General features: G+C 71.0%; 11 protein-coding genes and 2 pseudogenes. 5 read left to right on the top strand and 8 right to left on the bottom strand.

The genetic code is table 11. From position 1 onward, the window contains the following. Window positions 1–1352 (bottom strand): sulfatase-like hydrolase/transferase (locus tag JAO81_RS31300; protein WP_267913084.1); only part of this gene is annotated, 1352 nt, incomplete at its 3' end. A 73-nt stretch (window positions 1353–1425) separates the two neighbouring features. Continuing rightward, window positions 1426–1521 (bottom strand): annotated as a pseudogene (locus tag JAO81_RS44105) (hypothetical protein); the annotation flags it as partial. A 350-nt stretch (window positions 1522–1871) separates the two neighbouring features. Between JAO81_RS44105 and JAO81_RS31295 the strand changes: the two are divergent. Further along, window positions 1872–2858, top strand: a complete 987-nt coding sequence (locus JAO81_RS31295) for a formylglycine-generating enzyme family protein (RefSeq protein ID WP_199551331.1) — start codon at window positions 1872–1874, stop codon at window positions 2856–2858. A gap of 15 nt (window positions 2859–2873) precedes the next feature. Here JAO81_RS31295 and JAO81_RS31290 read toward each other — a convergent pair whose 3' ends face one another. The 6 genes from JAO81_RS31290 to rhaI form a co-directional block, all read right to left on the bottom strand. Beyond that, the gene (locus tag JAO81_RS31290; protein ID WP_199551330.1) at window positions 2874–3518 is read right to left on the bottom strand and encodes a lactate utilization protein C; all 645 of its coding nucleotides are present in this window, start codon (window positions 3516–3518) and stop codon (window positions 2874–2876) included. Then, a complete protein-coding gene (locus JAO81_RS31285; protein ID WP_199551329.1) occupies window positions 3515–4954 on the bottom strand; it encodes a LutB/LldF family L-lactate oxidation iron-sulfur protein in 1440 nt (479 codons plus the stop codon). Before JAO81_RS31285 ends, JAO81_RS31290 begins: the two co-directional genes overlap by 4 nt. Continuing rightward, window positions 4951–5694: a (Fe-S)-binding protein gene (locus JAO81_RS31280; RefSeq protein ID WP_199551328.1), complete on the bottom strand. Its 744-nt coding sequence runs from the start codon at window positions 5692–5694 to the stop codon at window positions 4951–4953. The genes JAO81_RS31285 and JAO81_RS31280 overlap by 4 nt, the downstream gene beginning before the upstream one ends. Next, window positions 5691–7202 (bottom strand): rhamnulokinase family protein, encoded by a 1512-nt coding sequence (locus tag JAO81_RS31275; RefSeq protein ID WP_199551327.1) that lies wholly within the window; start codon window positions 7200–7202, stop codon window positions 5691–5693. Before JAO81_RS31275 ends, JAO81_RS31280 begins: the two co-directional genes overlap by 4 nt. 109 nt (window positions 7203–7311) lie before the next feature. Beyond that, entirely contained in the window at window positions 7312–9357 is a 2046-nt protein-coding gene (locus JAO81_RS31270) for a bifunctional aldolase/short-chain dehydrogenase (protein ID WP_199551326.1), read from the bottom strand. Between the two features lie 69 nt (window positions 9358–9426). After that, a complete protein-coding gene (rhaI, locus tag JAO81_RS31265; RefSeq protein WP_199551325.1) occupies window positions 9427–10593 on the bottom strand; it encodes an L-rhamnose isomerase in 1167 nt (388 codons plus the stop codon). Between the two features lie 408 nt (window positions 10594–11001). Between rhaI and JAO81_RS31260 the strand changes: the two are divergent. The 4 genes and pseudogenes from JAO81_RS31260 (at window position 11002) to rhaS (ending at window position 15861) form a co-directional block, all read left to right on the top strand. Continuing rightward, window positions 11002–12592, top strand: a pseudogene (locus JAO81_RS31260) (sugar ABC transporter ATP-binding protein). Then, entirely contained in the window at window positions 12589–13644 is a 1056-nt protein-coding gene (locus tag JAO81_RS31255) for an ABC transporter permease (protein WP_199551324.1), read from the top strand. The pseudogene JAO81_RS31260 and the gene JAO81_RS31255 overlap by 4 nt, the downstream one beginning before the upstream one ends. Continuing rightward, window positions 13637–14695 (top strand): ABC transporter permease, encoded by a 1059-nt coding sequence (locus JAO81_RS31250; RefSeq protein ID WP_233416176.1) that lies wholly within the window; start codon window positions 13637–13639, stop codon window positions 14693–14695. The genes JAO81_RS31255 and JAO81_RS31250 overlap by 8 nt, the downstream gene beginning before the upstream one ends. 77 nt (window positions 14696–14772) lie before the next feature. After that, window positions 14773–15861 carry a rhamnose ABC transporter substrate-binding protein gene (gene rhaS, locus JAO81_RS31245; protein ID WP_199551323.1) on the top strand — a complete coding sequence of 363 codons (1089 nt, stop codon included), beginning with the start codon at window positions 14773–14775 and terminating at the stop codon, window positions 15859–15861. The last annotated feature ends 77 nt before the right edge of the window (window positions 15862–15938 follow it).

The raw sequence follows: 15938 nt of genomic DNA, 5'->3' as shown, positions 1-15938 counted from the left end.
GCCGACGCGCCGGCCGCAAGCCGGCCGGCGCGGCCACCGGCGACGGTCTTCACCCGCCAGCCCTGCGGCACAGCGAGGCGCAGGCGGACGGCAGTCCAGTCCTCGCGCGTCGCGTTGCCGAGTACGGCGCTCACGGTGAAGGTCTCCGCGGCACCCGCCCTTGCGGGCGCCGTGGGGTGCACACCGAACACCGTGCGCTCGTAGGAGGACGCGTAGGCGGCGCGGGCGTCGGCCGTGAGCTCGGCGACGATGCCCGGGTGGGCGGCGGCGACGTTCGTGGTCTCACCCACGTCGGCCGCCAGGTGGAAGAGCTCGGTGGTCCACTGGGCGTCGGGCGCGCCGATGTCACGGCCGGGCGCGTAGCGCACGAGCTTGAAGTCCCCCGCCCGTACGGCTTCCGCGGTGCGCAGGCTCCGCCCGTTCTCCGCCTCCCAGGACAGCGCCGTGTAGTCGAACTCGTTGCGGTACCAGTACAGCGAGGCATGGTCCGCCTGCCGTCCCGCGCCGGTGAGCAGCGGCGCGAGGGACAGGCCGTCGAGGTCGGTGGGGACGGGGGCGCCGGCGAGGTCCGCGAGCGTGGGGAACAGGTCGACCTGCGGGGTGGGGCGCGAGACGGTGCCCGCGCCGGCGTGCCCGGGCCAGTAGGCGATCAGCGGGACGCGGATGCCGCCCTCGTACAGATTGCGCTTGTAGCCGCGCAGCGGGCCCGCCGGGTCGAAGATCCGCGGGTCGAGGGCGCCGATCGCGCCCCCGTTCTTGCCGGTCTCGCTGTGCGGTCCGTTGTCGCTCGTGATCAGTACGAGCGTGTCCTGGTCGATGCCGTGCCGGGCGAGCTGGTCGACGACGGCGCCGACGAACGTGTCGAAGCGGGTGATCTGCCAGGCGTGCGCCTTCTGCGCCTTCGTCCACGCCGTGTGCTCGTACTCCCCGTACTCCGGTACGTCGCCGGGGGCGTGCGGCAGGCTCGGGGTGAGGAAGAGGAGGGACGGCTCGTCGGCGTGGGCGTCGATGAAGTCGAGGCGCTCGAAGAGATCGACGGCGTACGCGCCGCGCTTGCCGTCGAGGTTGGCGTCCAGGGTCTGCTTCTCGCCGTTGTGCCACAGGTAGCCGGGGTAGTACTCGTGCGCGTGGATGTGGGAGATGTAGCCGTAGAACTCCTCGAAGCCGCGCCGGTTGGGGTGCGAGGCCGCGGTGGTGTCGCCCGACTCGTCGCCGTATCCCCACTTGCCGATCACCGCGGTGCGGTAGCCGCGGGCGCGCAGTGGCTCCGCGAACGAGGTGTCGCTGTCCTGGAAGTAGACGTAAGGACCGTCGGTCGGATTCTCGCGCACCGTGGCGTGACCGCCGTGCAGGCCGGTCAGCAGAGAGGCTCGCGAGGGCGCGCACAGCGGGGCATTGGCGTAGGCGTCGGGTGAAACGGATGCCTTCGGCGGCGAGTCGGTCGAGGCGCGGAGTGCTGATCAGCTCCTGTCCGTAGCAGCCGAATTCGCCGTATCCGAGGTCATCGGCGTTGATCAGCACGATGTTGGGGCGGCGACGGTGCGCCGCGGCGCTCGCCACGGGGCCGGCGGCGAAGGACGAGAGGGCGGATCCGGCCGCGACAGCGGTGGCGGCGGTGAGGAAACCTCGTCGGGTGGGCACTTCGGACACTCCAGCGGTAGGCGGTAGGCGGTAGGCGGTAGGCGGTAGGCGGTAGCGGTACGTGGGTGGGGCGTGAGCTGGTGGGGTTGCGCCGATCTTGGTCCCGGTATGCCGCCTGGTGCCCACCCGTTCCGGAGATCGACAAGGGATCGACACATCGCCGCAACACCCGCTGTTGAGCGGCGCATAGGGTGACGATCGCCCAGTTCCTCAGCCGAGAGTCCACCGCCATGAGCCAGGCCGCCGCCGACCCGCTCCCTCCGCGCGCCCCCACCGGAACGGCCTCCTGCTGTGCCCCTGCGCGTGGACCGGTGCAGGTGCGGTCGCCCGGTCCGGAGCAGCTGGGGCACCGCGGTGAACAGGCGCTGTCCGTCGAGCTGTTGGCCCTGCCAGGCGGCACCTTCCGCATGGGCGGGACCGATCGCGACGCGGTCCCCTCCGACGGTGAGGGGCCGGTGCGTGAGGTGACGCTCGCCCCGTTCCGGATCGCGGCCACCACGGTCACCGTCGCGGCGTACGCGGCCTTCGTGACCGCCACCGGCTACCGCACCGACGCCGAACGCCTGGGCTGGAGTTATGTCTTCGCCGGCTTTCTGCCCGGCGCCTTGCGCAGGATCTCCCCGAGGCCCGAGCGCGCACCGTGGTGGTGCGCGGTCACCGGCGCGTACTGGAACGCCCCTGAGGGGCCGGGGAGTTCGGCGGACGACCGGCTCGACCACCCGGCCGTCCACCTCTCCCACGACGATGCCCTCGCCTATTGCGCGTGGGCCGGCGTGCGGCTGCCCACCGAAGCCGAGTGGGAGTACGCGGCACGTGGCGGCCTCGACCAGAAGCGCTACCCCTGGGGCGATGAACTCGAACCCGGGGGAGTGCCCCGCCTCAACATCTGGCGCGGCACGTTCCCGGTGCGGAACACCGCCGCCGACGGCTTTCGCTCCACCGCGCCCGTCACCGCCTTCGAGCCGAACGGCTTCGGCCTCCACAACACGTCCGGCAACGTCTGGGAATGGTGCGCCGACTGGTGGCACACCGCCCACGGCACCGTGCCCCGCACAGCCCCGACCGGCCCGCGCACCGGCTCGGCGAAGGTGATGCGCGGCGGCTCCCACCTGTGCCACGACTCGTACTGCAACCGCTATCGCGTCGCGGCCCGCACCTCCAACGCACCGGACGCCGGCGCGGGCAACATCGGCTTCCGGGTGGCGGCAGACGCCTGACCGGGGTGCGCTCCGCTACCCCTCGACCAGCACCACATCGAGCCGCCGGGGCCCGTGCACGCCCTCGACGCGGTCGAGTTCGATGTCGCTGGTGGCGGAAGGGCCGGAGATCCAGGTCAACGGGCGGGTGGGGTCGAGGAGTTCGAGCGCCTGGGGTACGGAGGCGACGACCTGCTCGGGTACCCGTACGAGACAGATGTGATGGTCGGGGACCAGGGTGCCGCGGCGGGTGCCCTGGTCGGCGCCCGCGTCCAGGACGAGCGTGCCGGTCTCGGCGACGGCCAGCGCGCAGCCGGTCACCACGCTGTCCACACCGTCGAGTTCCTGTGCGGTGAGACCGGTCTCGTCGTCCAGGATCTCGACGGCCGCCGCATCCAGAAGGTCCCGTGGCAGACCCGTGGGCAGCAGCACCCGGCGTGCGGCACGCTCGCCGAGCAGCCGGGCGAGGAGCTCCGCGAGCCCTTGCGGTCCGCAGCGGTGGACATGGGCCCGGTAGTCGGCCAGGTTCTCCGCGAGGAGGTCCACGTTCTGCGCCCGGGTGCGGGCGCCGTGCTCCCGCCCGTAGGTGCGGGGGACGGCCTGCTCGTACGGCGGGTCGGTGGCGGGGACGTCCGACAGGGCCCGTCGGATCCGGTCGAGCACCAGCGCTCGGCTGCTCATCGGGTGCCCTCCTCTCGCTTACGGCGTTCCTGGCGCTTGAACCAGGAGCGGAAGGACTCCGCGGGGAAGGCCGGCAGATCCCGGCTTTCGGTCCAGGCGCGTCCCGGGCCGGGCAGCTTGGACGGGTGCAGGCGCCGGGTGAGCGAGGCAAGGCGCTGGCCGGCCGCAAGGACGGAGGGATGGTCGAAGGCCTTGGCCGCGGCGCCCATGGCGGCCCGCTCCAGGCGGTGGCCCGGCTGTCCCGCGACCTGTTCGCGCAGATGGACCAGGACTTCGGGGATGTCGATCGCGACGGGGCACACGTCGTAGCACGCGCCGCACAGCGAGGAGGCGTACGGCAGCGAGGCGTCGATCTCGCTCTGTGTGCCGCGCAGTTGGGGGCTGAGGATCGCGCCGATCGGACCCGGATAGACGGACCCGTACGCATGGCCGCCGGCCCGTTCGTACACCGGGCAGACGTTGAGGCAGGCCGAGCAGCGGATGCAGCGCAGCGCCTGGCGGCCGACCTCGTCGGCGAGGGTGTCGGTGCGGCCGTTGTCGAGCAGCACGAGGTGGAAGGTCCGCGGTCCGTCGCCGGGTGTCGTGCCCGTCCACATCGAGGTGTACGGGTTCATCCGCTCGGCCGTGGAGGAGCGCGGCAGGGTCTGCAGGAAGACCTCGAGGTCCTGCCAGGTCGGCACCACCTTCTCGATGCCGACCACCGAGATCAGGGTCTCCGGCAGGGTCAGGCACATCCGGCCGTTGCCCTCGGACTCGACCACGACCAGCGTGCCCGTCTCGGCCACCATGAAGTTCGCGCCCGAGACCGCCACCTTCGCGCGCAGAAACTTCTCCCGCAGGTGAAGGCGCGCCGCCTCCGCGAGCTGGGCCGGTTCGTCGCTCAGACCGTCCGGCGCCGCGCGGCCCCAACGCCCCATCTCCCGCCGGAAGATGTCGCGGATCTCCCCGCGGTTGCGGTGGATCGCCGGGACCAGGATGTGCGAAGGACGGTCCTCGCCGAGCTGCACGATCAGCTCGGCGAGATCGGTCTCGTACGCGGCGATACCGGCGGCTTCCAGGGCTTCGTTCAGGCCGATCTCCTGCGTGGCCATCGACTTGACCTTCACCACCTCGCTCTCGCCGGTCGCCCGGACGAGCTCGGTGACGATGCGGTTCGCCTCATCGGCGTCCGCGGCCCAGTGCACGGAACCGCCCGCGGCCGTCACGGCCTCCTCCAACTGCACCAGGTAGCGGTCGAGATGGCGGAGCGTGTGCTCCTTGATCTGCTTGCCGGCCTCCCGCAGTGCGGCCCAGTCGTCGAGCTCCGCCACCGCCGCCGCCCGCTTGGTGCGGATGGTGTGTGTGGCGTGCCGGATGTTGCCGCGCAGCGTGGGGTTGTGCACGGAGGTACGGGCGGCCTCGGGGAAGGCCGGCATACCGAGATACGTTCCGCTCATGTCAGGGGCTCCTCTTCGGTGCAGGCCAGGATCTCCGCGAGGTGCAGTGCACGCTGCGGGGAGTCCTGGCGGTGCAGGATGCCGCCGATGTGCATCAGGCAGGAGTTGTCGGCGCCGCACAGCACGCCGGCGCCCGTCGAGGCCGCGTTGCGCACCTTGTCCTCGCCCATCGCCACGGACACATCGGGGTTCTTCACGGCGAACGTGCCGCCGAACCCGCAGCATTCGTCGGCGCCCGGCAGCTCGATCAGTTCGAGTCCCCTGACCGCTCCCAGGAGCCGGGTGGGCCGGTCGCCCAGGCCCAGCATGCGCAGACCGTGGCAGGACGGGTGGTAGGTGACCTTGTGCGGGAAGTACGCGCCCACGTCCGTCACGCCGAGCACGTCCACCAGGAACTCGGTGAGCTCGTACATCCGGGGCACCAACGACTCGGACACCGAGGTGAGCCGGGGATCGCTTCCGCGCCGAGCTATACGCGGGTAGTTGTCCCTGACCATGGCCGCGCAGGATCCGGACGGGGTCACCACATGGTCGTAACCCTCGAAGGCCCGGCCCATCCGCCGTACCAGCGGCTCGGTCTGCCGCCGGTAGCCGGTGTTGTACTGGGGCTGGCCGCAGCAGGTCTGGGCGGCGGGGAAGTCCACCCGTACGCCGAGGCGTTCGAGGAGCTTCACCGTGGCGATCGCGGTCGACGGGTACAGGGCGTCGTTCACGCAGGTGGCGAAGAGGGCGACTCTCATGACGGACGGCCTCCTGCGAGGGACTCGATCCGGGCCGCGGCCGCGTCCCAGGCGGCCGCGTTCCCTCGGGGTGTGTACCGGCGCAGCTCCTGGGTCCCGGCGACGAGGCGCCGCATCGCCGCCAGATCGCCGACCAGTCCGGCCGACCGGGCCTGGACGAGGACGTTGCCCAGGGCGGTGGCCTCGGTGGGACCCGCGATCACCGGCAGTCCGGTGGCGTCGGCGGTGAGCTGACACAGCAGGGCGTTGCGGGAGCCGCCGCCGACGAGATGGATATGCGAGATCTCCCGGTCCGCGAGCGCCGCGGCCTCGCGCAGTGTCCGCCGGTGCGCCAGGGCCAGGCTCTCCACGATGCAGCGCACCAGGGCGCCCTGGCCGCTCGGCGCGACCTGGCCGGTGCGCAGGCAGAACTCCCGTATCCGCGCGGGCATATCACCCGGCGCGAGGAACTCCGGCGCGTCCGGGTCGATCAGTGAGGCGAACGGCTCGGCCCGCCCCGCCTCGGCGAGCAGCGGCTCCAGGGCGCTGGGCAGACCCTGTGCCTCCCAGGTGCGGCGGGACTCCTCGAGCAGCCACATGCCCATGATGTTGCGCAGATAGCGGATGGTGCCGTCGATGCCGCGTTCATTGGTGAAGTTCGCGGCACGGGACGCTTCGGTCAGGACCGGGGCGTCGAGTTCGAGCCCGGCCAGGGACCAGGTGCCGCAGGAGATGTACGCGAAGTCGGGTGCGGTGGCCGGGACCGCCACGACGGCGGAGGCGGTGTCGTGCGAGGCGACCGTGGTCACCGCGGTGGTCGCGGGCAGCCCTGTGTACGCGGCGACGTGCGGCAGCAGCGTGCCCGCCGGATCGCCGGGCCCGCGCAGCGGTGGCAGCATCCGCGGGTCCAGGTCGAGGCGGTCGAGGAGCTCGGGGGACCAGGCCCCGGTGCGGGCGTCGAACAGACCGGTGGTGGAGGCGTTGGTCTCTTCCGCGCCGACCGACCCGGTGAGCCAGTGGACCAGCAGGTCCGGGATGAGCAACAGGGTGTGCGCGGCGGCGAGTTGCGGGCCACGGGCGGCCGCTGCGAGCTGGAAGACGGTGTTGAACGGCAGATGCTGCAGCCCGGTGATCCGGTACAGCTCGTCCGGCCCCACCCGGGAGTGCACGGCGTCGGCCATGCCGTCGGTACGGCTGTCGCGGTAGTGGAAAGGCTGGCCGAGCAGGGCCCCGTCCGCGTCGAGCAGACCGTAGTCGACGGCCCAGGTGTCCACGCCGACGGAGGCCGGGGGCCCGTCCGCCGCACGGGCCGCTCGGCGCAGACCGTCGAGGATTCCCTGGTGGAGCGCGAGGACGTCCCAGCGGAGCCCGTCGGGCAGCCGCACCGGGGTGTTGGCGAACCGGTGCACCTCGGTGAGGTCGAGCCGATCGGGACCGACCCGGCCGAGGACCACCCGCCCGCTGGTCGCGCCGAGGTCGGCCGCGGCGAACGTGCGGGGTGGGGCGGAGGGAGGTGGAGAGACGGTCATGTGGTGCTTCCTCCGCGAGGAGCGTGAATTCGGGGGTGCGGGAGGTGGGGTGAGGGCTCACCAGGTGGCCGGCGCGCGCCGACGCGGCGCCGGCCGCCTGGCGCGGGGATCAGCGCAGGAACGCCGCCGCGACGCCCGCGTCCACGGGGATGTGCAGCCCGGTGGTGTGCGTGAGGTCACCGCCGGTCAGGGCGAACACGGCGGCGGCGACATGCTCCGGCAGCACCTCGCGCTTGAGGAGGGTGCGCTGCGCGTAGAACTCGCCGAGCTTCTCCTCCTCGATGCCGTACGTCGCCGCGCGCTGGGCGCCCCAGCCGCCGGCGAAGATGCCCGAGCCGCGCACCACACCGTCCGGGTTGACCCCGTTGACGCGGATCCCGTCGGCCCCCAACTCGGCCGCGAGAAGGCGTACTTGATGGGCCTGGTCGGCCTTGGTCGCGGAGTACGCGACGTTGTTGGGGCCGGCGAATACGGCGTTCTTCGAGGCGATGTACACGATGTCCCCGCCCATGCCCTGGGCCCGCATCGTCCGGGCGGCCTCGCGGGACACCAGGAACGAACCGCGCGCCATGATGTCGTGCTGCAGGTCCCAGTCCTTCGCCGTGGTCTCCAGGAGCGGCTTGGAAATGGAGATCCCCGCGTTGTTGACGACGAGGTCGACCCCGCCGAACGCGAGCGCGGCCGTGCGGAACGCCTCGGTGATCTGCTCCTCGGACGTGACGTCCACCGTGACCGCGACGGCCTTGTCACCGCCGCCGAGTTCGGTGGCGACCGCGGACGCGTTCTCGGCGTTGAGGTCGGCGACCACGACGCAGGCGCCCTCCGCGACCAGCCGGTGCGCGATCGCCTTGCCGATACCGCTGCCCGCGCCCGTCACCAGGGCCACACGCGTGGCGAGCGGCTTCGGCTTCGGCATCCGCTGGAGCTTGGCCTCTTCGAGGGACCAGTACTCGATGCGGAACTTCTCCGCCTCCTCGATCGGCGCGTACGAGGACACGGCCTCCGCCCCGCGCATCACGTTGATCGCGTTGCGGTAGAACTCGCCCGCGACACGGGCGGTCTGCTTGTCCTTGCCGAAACTGAACATGCCGACACCGGGCACCAGGACGATCGCCGGGTCCGCGCCGCGCATGGCCGGCGATGCGTCGGTGGCGTGCCGCTCGTAGTACGCCGCGTACTCCTCGCGGTAGGCGGCGTGCAGCTCCTTCAGCCGCTCGACGACCGCGTCCGGTGCGGCGCTCGCGGGCAGGTCGAGGACCAGCGGACGCACCTTGGTGCGCAGGAAGTGGTCGGGGCAGGAGGTGCCGAGGGCGGCGAGCCGCGGGTGCTCGGCCCGCGCCAGGAAGTCGAGCACCGCTTCGGAGTCGTCGAAGTGGCCGACCTGCGGGCGGTCCGTCGAGGCCAGTCCCCGGATGAGCGGGGCGAGTCGGGCGGCCCGCGCGCGCCGCTGGTCCGCGGGCAGGGCGGCGTACCCCTCGATGGCCGGGCCGAACGGCTCGGCCTTGCCGCGCTCGACGAGGAAGGCCTCCGCGGTACGGATCATCCACAGGGCGTTGCGCTCGCACTCCTCGGACGTCTCACCCCACGCGGTGATGCCGTGCCCGCCCAGGATCACGCCCACGGCCTGCGGGTTGGCATCCTTGACGGCCGCGATGTCCAGGCCGAGCCGGAAACCGGGACGGCGCCACGGCACCCAGGCCACCTTGTCGCCGAAGCACTCGGCGGTCAGCTTCTCGCCGTCCGCGGCACACGCCAGGGCGATACCGGAGTCGGGGTGCAGATGGTCGACGTGCGCGGCCTCCACCAGACCGTGCATGGCCGTGTCGATGGACGGCGCGGCACCGCCCTTGCCGTGCAGGCAGTAGTCGAACGCGGCGACCATCTCGTCCTCGCGCTCCACCCCTGGATACACGTGCCGCAGCGCCCGCAGCCGGTCCAGGCGCAGCACGGCCAGGCCCGCCTCGGTGAGCGTGCCGAGGTCGCCGCCCGAGCCCTTGACCCACATCAGGTCGGTGTCGGAGCCCGTGACCGGGTCGGTGACGGTGCCCTTGGCGGAGGCGTTGCCGCCGGCGTAGTTGGTGTTACGGGGATCGGAGCCGAGCCGGTGGGCGCGCTCCAGGAGTGCGGCGACTTCGGGGTGCGTGTCGGTGGCCATGAGGTGTCCTTGGGCTGAGAGTGCGGTCTGCGGGAAGGCGGCGTGTCCGGTAGGGGCGTCAGGCGCTGGTCAGGCTCCCCAGCCCGCCTGCTCGCCGCCCACCCGCTCGGCGACGATCCGCTCCTGCCAGCCGCAGGCGCGGTAGGCGGCGACGGGGTCGGGGTGCAGACCCCGCTCCTCGCGCCACTCGGCGAGCAGGGGACGGACGTCGGTGTTGTACGCGTCCATCAGGGCGGCGTTCGCGCTCAGGACGTCACCGGCGCGCTGTGCGGCGGCGAGCGCCTCGCGGTCGACGAGCAGCGCCTTGGCGGTGGCTTCCTGCACGTTCATCACCGAGCGGATGATCGCCGGGATCTTCGCCTCGATGTTGTGGCACTGGTCGAGCATGAACGCCACGTTCGTCTCACGCTCGAAGCCGCCGTTCTGCGCGACCTCGTGCAGGATCCGGAAGAGCTGGAAGGGGTCCGCGGAACCGACCATCAGGTCGTCGTCCGCGTAGAAGCGGGAGTTGAAGTCGAACGCGCCGAGCTTCTTCTCGCGCAGCAGGAACGCGACGATGAACTCGATGTTCGTGCCCGGTGCGTGATGTCCGGTGTCCACGACGACCTGCGCCTTGTCGCCCAGCTTCAGGCAGTGCGCGTACGACGTTCCCCAGTCCGGGACATCCGTCGTGTAGAAGGCGGGCTCGAAGAACTTGTACTCGAGGAGCAGCCGCTGGTCGTCGCCGAGGCGCTCGTACACCGCGGCGAGCGACGCGGCGAGACGGTCCTGGCGGCCCACGATGTCGTCCTGGCCCGGGTAGTTCGTGCCGTCGGCGAACCACAGCTTCAAGGACTTCGAACCGGTGGCGTCCATGATGTCGACGCATTCCAGGAGGTGCTCGACGGCCTTGCGGCGCACCTTCGGGTCCGGGTGGCAGACGCTGCCCAGCTTGTAGTCGTCGTCCTGGAAGGTGTTGGAGTTGATGGCGCCGAGTTCGAGTCCGAGCGCCTTCGCATGGGCGCCGAGCGCCGCGTAGTCGTCGACCTTGTCCCACGGGATGTGCAGCGAAACGGTGGGCGCGATGCCGGTGAACTCGTGCACCTTCGCCGCGTCGTCCAGCTTCTCCCGGGGCGTGCGCGGCACACCCTCCTGTGCGAACACCTTGAACCGGGTGCCGGAGTTGCCGTAGCCCCAGGACGGCGTCTCGATCCGCTGGTCGGCGAGTGCGGCCTTCACGGCAGCGATATCAGGCATGTCCACCTCTGGATGCGTGGGAAGCGTGGGGCCCTTACGGGAACGGGCCGCGAGAGTGCGGAAGCTCGACATGAATCGATTCATGTCAACGGGGAAGCTAGCCCCGGGCGTCGGACTCGTCAAGGGGGTCGGACGGATGCCAACCGCGTTACGCAATCGTGTCGTTGGCCGTTCCGCACCCCTGCTCCGGCTGGTCTATCAGTGCAGTTCACATAGAAGAGGTCGGAACAATTCGGCACATGGCACCACGCTTGCGCAGCTCGCTCGGGCCCGGGCTATTGACCAGCCCGACGGACGGGGCTAGCTTCCGGGCAACTTCACTGAAACATTTCAGTTCGAGGGATCCTCCGGCTGCCGAGCCGCTCAAGTGCCCCGCGCACGACCTCGACACACCCATGGAGATACGCAATGACGCATCCTGAACCGGAGACGACTCCGGTACTCGCGCTGGAGGGGGTGAGCAAGTCCTTCGGTGCCGTGCGGGCCCTGCGCGGAGTGAGCCTGCGGCTGTACGCGGGAGAGGCGCACGCCCTGGCCGGCGAGAACGGCGCGGGCAAGTCGACGCTGATCAAGGCGCTCGCGGGCGTGCACCGCCCCGACACCGGCACGGTCCTTCTCGACGGCGAGCCCGTCGCGTTCCACGGTCCCGCCGACGCCCGTGACGCGGGCGTGGGCCCTTCCCGCGGGCGCCCCCGCCGGGCCCCCGGGCCCCCCCCCCCCCCGGCGGGGGGGCCTCCCCGTCATCTACCAGGAGCCGACACTCTTCCCCGACCTGTCCGTCGCGGAGAACATCTTCATGGGCCGCCAGCCGCGCCGGGCGCTCGGCCGCGTCGACCACGCCTCGGTGCGCCGGGCCACCGCGGACCTCTTCGCGCGACTCGGCGTCGACCTCGACCCCGACCAGCCGGCCCGCGGTCTGTCCATCGCCGACCAGCAGCTCGTCGAGATCGCCAAAGCGCTGTCCTTCGACGCCCGCGTCCTGATCATGGACGAGCCCACCGCCGCGCTCACCGGCAGCGAGGTGGCCCGACTCTTCGGCGTCGTACGCACCCTGCGCGAACAGGGCGCCGCGGTGCTGTTCATCTCGCACCGCCTCGAGGAGATCTTCCAGCTCTGCCAGCGCGTCACCACCCTGCGCGACGGCGCCTGGATCGCGAGCGAGCCGCTCGACGGTCTCACCGAGGACGACCTGGTGCGCCGCATGGTGGGCCGCGACCTGGCCGAGCTCTACCCCAAGCAGGACACGCGCACCGGTGAAGTGGCGCTCAGCGTACGGCGGTTGACCCGCGAAGGCGTGTTCACCGATGTGTCCTTCGACGTGCGCCGCGGCGAGATAGTCGGCCTGGCCGGACTCGTCGGCGCAGGCCGCAGCGAGGTCGCCCGTGCCGTGTTCGGCGTGGACCGCTTCGACGGCGGCGAGGTCGAGGTGCTCGGCACCCGGCTCAAGCCCGGCGCCCCCAGCGTGGCCATGGCCGCGGGCCTCGCCCTCGTCCCCGAGGACCGCCGCGCGCAAGGCCTGGTGATGGACATGTCCATCGAGCGCAACATCGGCCTGACCGGCTTCGCCGAAACCACCCGCGCGGGCCTGATGAACCGGAAGGCCGAGCGCAGCCGCTCCGTCGACTGGGCGGTCAAGCTGCAGGTGAAGTACGCCCGCCTCGGCGACGTCGTCGGCACGCTGTCCGGCGGCAACCAGCAGAAGGTCGTCCTCGCGAAGTGGCTGGCGACCGCACCCCAGGTGCTGATCGTCGACGAGCCCACCCGCGGTATCGACGTCGGCACCAAGGCCGAGGTGCACCGGCTGCTCTCCGCGCTCGCCGCCGAAGGCGTCGCGGTCCTGATGATCTCCTCGGATCTGCCGGAGATCCTCGGCATGGCCGACCGGGTGCTCGTGATGCACGAGGGGCGGCTGTCCGCCGAACTCACCCGCGCCGAGGCCACCGAGGAGTCAGTGATGGCGGCTGCCACCGGCCGTACGAACCAGGGGAGTGCCGCATGACGGTGACCGCTACTCCGGTGCGCGAAGAAGCCGTACCGGAACCCGCCGCCGGGCGCCGCCTCATCGACAAGGTGTTCAAGGCCCGCGAACTCGCCGTGGCCGCCGTGCTCGTGGTGATGCTCGGCGCCACCCAGCTGTCCAACACCGAGTTCCTGTCGGAACAGGGCATCAAGGACCTCCTTCTCAACGCCACCATCCTGGTCCTGGTCGCCACCGGTCAGGCCGTGGTCGTGATCACCCGCAACGTCGACCTGTCGGTCGGCTCGGTCCTCGGCATCTCCGCGTTCGCCGCCGGCACCTATCTGCAGGACGGCGGCAGTTCACTGATCGCGATCCTGCTCGCCGTCGCACTCGGCGCCCTGTTCGGCGCGCTGAACGGCGCGCTCGTCAGCCTCGGCAAGGTGCCCGCCCTGGTCGTCACACTCGGCACGCTCTACATCGTGCGCGGCATCGACTCCATCTGGGTCGGCTCGCAGCAGATCACCGCCGACGATCTCCCCAATGGCTTCGTGGACTTCGGCCACGACGGCATCTGGGTCGTGCCCTACCTGGCGCTGCTCGCCCTCGCCGTCCTCGCGGCGGTGGGCTACTACCTGCGCAGCTACCGCAGCGGCCGCGAGATGTACGCGCTCGGCTCGAGCCCCGAGGCCGCCACGCTCGCCGGTGTCCCCGTACGCAAGCGCATCATGACCGCGTACGTGCTGTGCGGCGCCCTGGCGGGCCTCGCCGGCGCCCTGTACCTGGCCCGGTTCGGCAACGTCGACTCGGCCACCGGCAGCGGCTACGAACTCACCGTCGTCAGCGCGGTCGTGGTCGGCGGTGTCGCCTTCACCGGCGGCAGCGGTTCCGTGTACGGCGCCGCGCTCGGCGCCCTCCTTCTCACCTCGATCAACAGCGTCCTGCCGGCCATCGGCGTCAGCTCCGTCTGGGTCACCGCCATCAACGGAATCCTGCTGCTGCTCGCCATCGCCGTCGACCGGATCCTGGCCCTGCGGGTCGCCGCAGTGCTGCGCAAGCAGGCCGCACAGCTGAGGAGCGCCCGCCATGCCTGAGCTCACCAAGAACTCCGCCGTACCGGAGCTCACCAAGAACTCCGCGCTCACGCGCTTCGGCGGCGCGGTGCGCTGGGACAGCGCCGTCGGCGCCCTGCTCCTGGTGCTTCTCATCTGCTCGTTCTCGTTCGTCGACAACTTCGGCAACGCGCTCAACCTCTCGTTCCTGATCGGCAATACGCTGCCCATCGCCCTGATCGCGCTGCCGATGACCATGCTGGTGATCTCCGGAGAGGTCGACCTGTCCGTCGGCTCCACGGCGGGTCTGTCCGGGGCCGTCATGGGCGCTCTGTGGAACGCGGGCATGGCCATCGAGACGATCATCCCGATCTGTCTGCTGCTCGGTGTCGTGTGCGGTCTGGTCAACGGGCTCCTGGTGACCCGCCTCGGCCTGCCGTCCCTCGCCGTCACCATCGGCACCATGGCCGCCTACCGCGGCATCGCCCAGATCGTGCTCGGCTCGGACTCGGTCACCGACTTCCCGACCCAGTACCTGGACTTCGGGGCCGGCCGGATCGGTGAGACCTTCATCCCGTACGCCCTCTTCCCCTTCCTCGTGCTCCTCGCGATCGCCGTGGTCGTGCTGCATGCCACGCCGACGGGACGCTCGCTCTTCGCGATCGGCGCGAGCGAGGAGGCCGCCCGGTTCTCCGGGATCCGCGTCAAGCGGCTCAAGCTGTCGATGTTCGTCACCACCGGTGTCCTGTCCGCGCTCACCGGAGTCTTCTGGGCCCTGCACTACGCCAGCGCCCGCTACGACAACGCCACCGGCCTCGAACTCTCCGTGATCGCGGCCGTGTTGCTCGGCGGTATCGACTTCGACGGCGGCAGGGGGACCCTCGGCGGTGCCATCGCGGGTGTGTTCCTGCTCGGCACCCTGCAGAACGCGATGAGCCTGCAGAACGTCTCCGCCCAGTCCCAGATCGTCGTCACCGGCGTCCTGCTCGTGATCTCCGTCCTCGGGCCCCGCATCGGCCGGCAGGTCACCCAGGCGCGAGCCCGCCGAAGGACAGCGGCAGCGCCTCCACCGCAGGCCGCGCCCACCACATGACAGGGCGGGCCGCGCCCGCGGCCCGCGCCTTCCCGCTCGTACCCGCACCCCTCGTATCCGACTAAGGCAGGACACCCATGTCTCTGACGCGCACCGCACGCACCCGCCGTCTGACCGCCGCGCTCGCCGTCACGGCCGCACTCGCCCTGGGCGCCACCGCGTGCGGCGGCACCACCAAGGACGACGCGGCCAAGGAAGGCGGCACCGCGGCCGCGGGCAAGGCCGACCCGAACGCCGAGACCAAGAAGGACCTCACGGTCGCGTTCCTGCCCAAGCAGGTCAACAACCCGTACTTCACCACCGCCGACAACGGCGGCAAGAAGGCCGTCGAGTCGCTGGGCTCGACGTACAAGGAGGTCGGCACCAGCAGCGGCACCGACACCGCCGGGCAGGTCAGCTACGTCAACACGCTGACCCAGCAGCAGGCCGACGCGATCGCCGTGTCCGCGCAGGACCCGGGCGCGCTGTGCACCGCCCTGAAGCAGGCCATGAAGAACGGTGTCAGCGTCGTCACCTACGACTCCGACACCAAGGCCGACTGCCGCCAGATCTTCGTCTCCCAGGCCAGCGCCGAGGACCTCGGCCGCACCCAGGTCCAGGAGATGGCGAAGCAGATCGGGGGCAAGGGCGAGATCGCGATCCTCTCGGCGGCCCAGACGGCCACGAACCAGAACACCTGGATCGACTTCATGAAGGACGAGCTCAAGAAGCCCGAGTACAAGGACATCAAGCTCGTCAAGACCGCGTACGGGGACGACGACGCGCAGAAGTCGTTCCAGCAGACCCAGGGCCTGCTCCAGGAGCACCCCAAGCTGGCCGGCATCATCTCCCCGACCACCGTCGGCATCAAGGCGGCCGCCCAGTACCTGGCCGGCTCGAAGTACAAGGGCAAGGTCAAGCTGACCGGCCTCGGCACCCCGAACGACATGCGTGCCTACGTCAAGAACGGCACCGTCGAGGCCTTCGAGCTGTGGGACCCGGCGAAGCTCGGCGCCCTCGCCGCGCACACCGCCGTCGCCCTGGAGTCGGGACAGATCACCGGACAGGAAGGCGAGAAGTTCAAAGCCGGTGACCTCGGCGAGTTCACGGTCGGCAAGGACGGGGTCGTCTCGCTCGGCAAGCCCACCGTCTTCAACAAGTCGAACATCGACGACTTCGACTTCTGAGCCGTTCGACATCTGAGCCGTTCGACTTCTGCACCGCCCGACCCAACGGGGCCGTCAACGCCGGGCGTTGACGGCCC

The organism is Streptomyces sp. N35 (assembly GCF_016464295.1).
GTDB lineage: Bacteria > Actinomycetota > Actinomycetes > Streptomycetales > Streptomycetaceae > Streptomyces.
Note: the sequence above shows the minus strand (reverse complement) of the source record. Positions and strands in the feature narration are given on the sequence as shown.

Coding starts and splice junctions, on each gene's coding strand:
- JAO81_RS31270 (WP_199551326.1), bottom strand. CDS start 9,357: ATGGCCACCGACACGCACCCCGAAGTCGCCGCACTCCTGGAGCGCGCC.
- JAO81_RS31290 (WP_199551330.1), bottom strand. CDS start 3,518: ATGAGCAGCCGAGCGCTGGTGCTCGACCGGATCCGACGGGCCCTGTCG.
- JAO81_RS31275 (WP_199551327.1), bottom strand. CDS start 7,202: ATGACCGTCTCTCCACCTCCCTCCGCCCCACCCCGCACGTTCGCCGCG.
- JAO81_RS31285 (WP_199551329.1), bottom strand. CDS start 4,954: ATGAGCGGAACGTATCTCGGTATGCCGGCCTTCCCCGAGGCCGCCCGT.
- JAO81_RS31255 (WP_199551324.1), top strand. CDS start 12,589: ATGACGGTGACCGCTACTCCGGTGCGCGAAGAAGCCGTACCGGAACCC.
- rhaI (WP_199551325.1), bottom strand. CDS start 10,593: ATGCCTGATATCGCTGCCGTGAAGGCCGCACTCGCCGACCAGCGGATC.
- JAO81_RS31295 (WP_199551331.1), top strand. CDS start 1,872: ATGAGCCAGGCCGCCGCCGACCCGCTCCCTCCGCGCGCCCCCACCGGA.
- JAO81_RS31250 (WP_233416176.1), top strand. CDS start 13,637: ATGCCTGAGCTCACCAAGAACTCCGCCGTACCGGAGCTCACCAAGAAC.
- JAO81_RS31280 (WP_199551328.1), bottom strand. CDS start 5,694: ATGAGAGTCGCCCTCTTCGCCACCTGCGTGAACGACGCCCTGTACCCG.
- rhaS (WP_199551323.1), top strand. CDS start 14,773: ATGTCTCTGACGCGCACCGCACGCACCCGCCGTCTGACCGCCGCGCTC.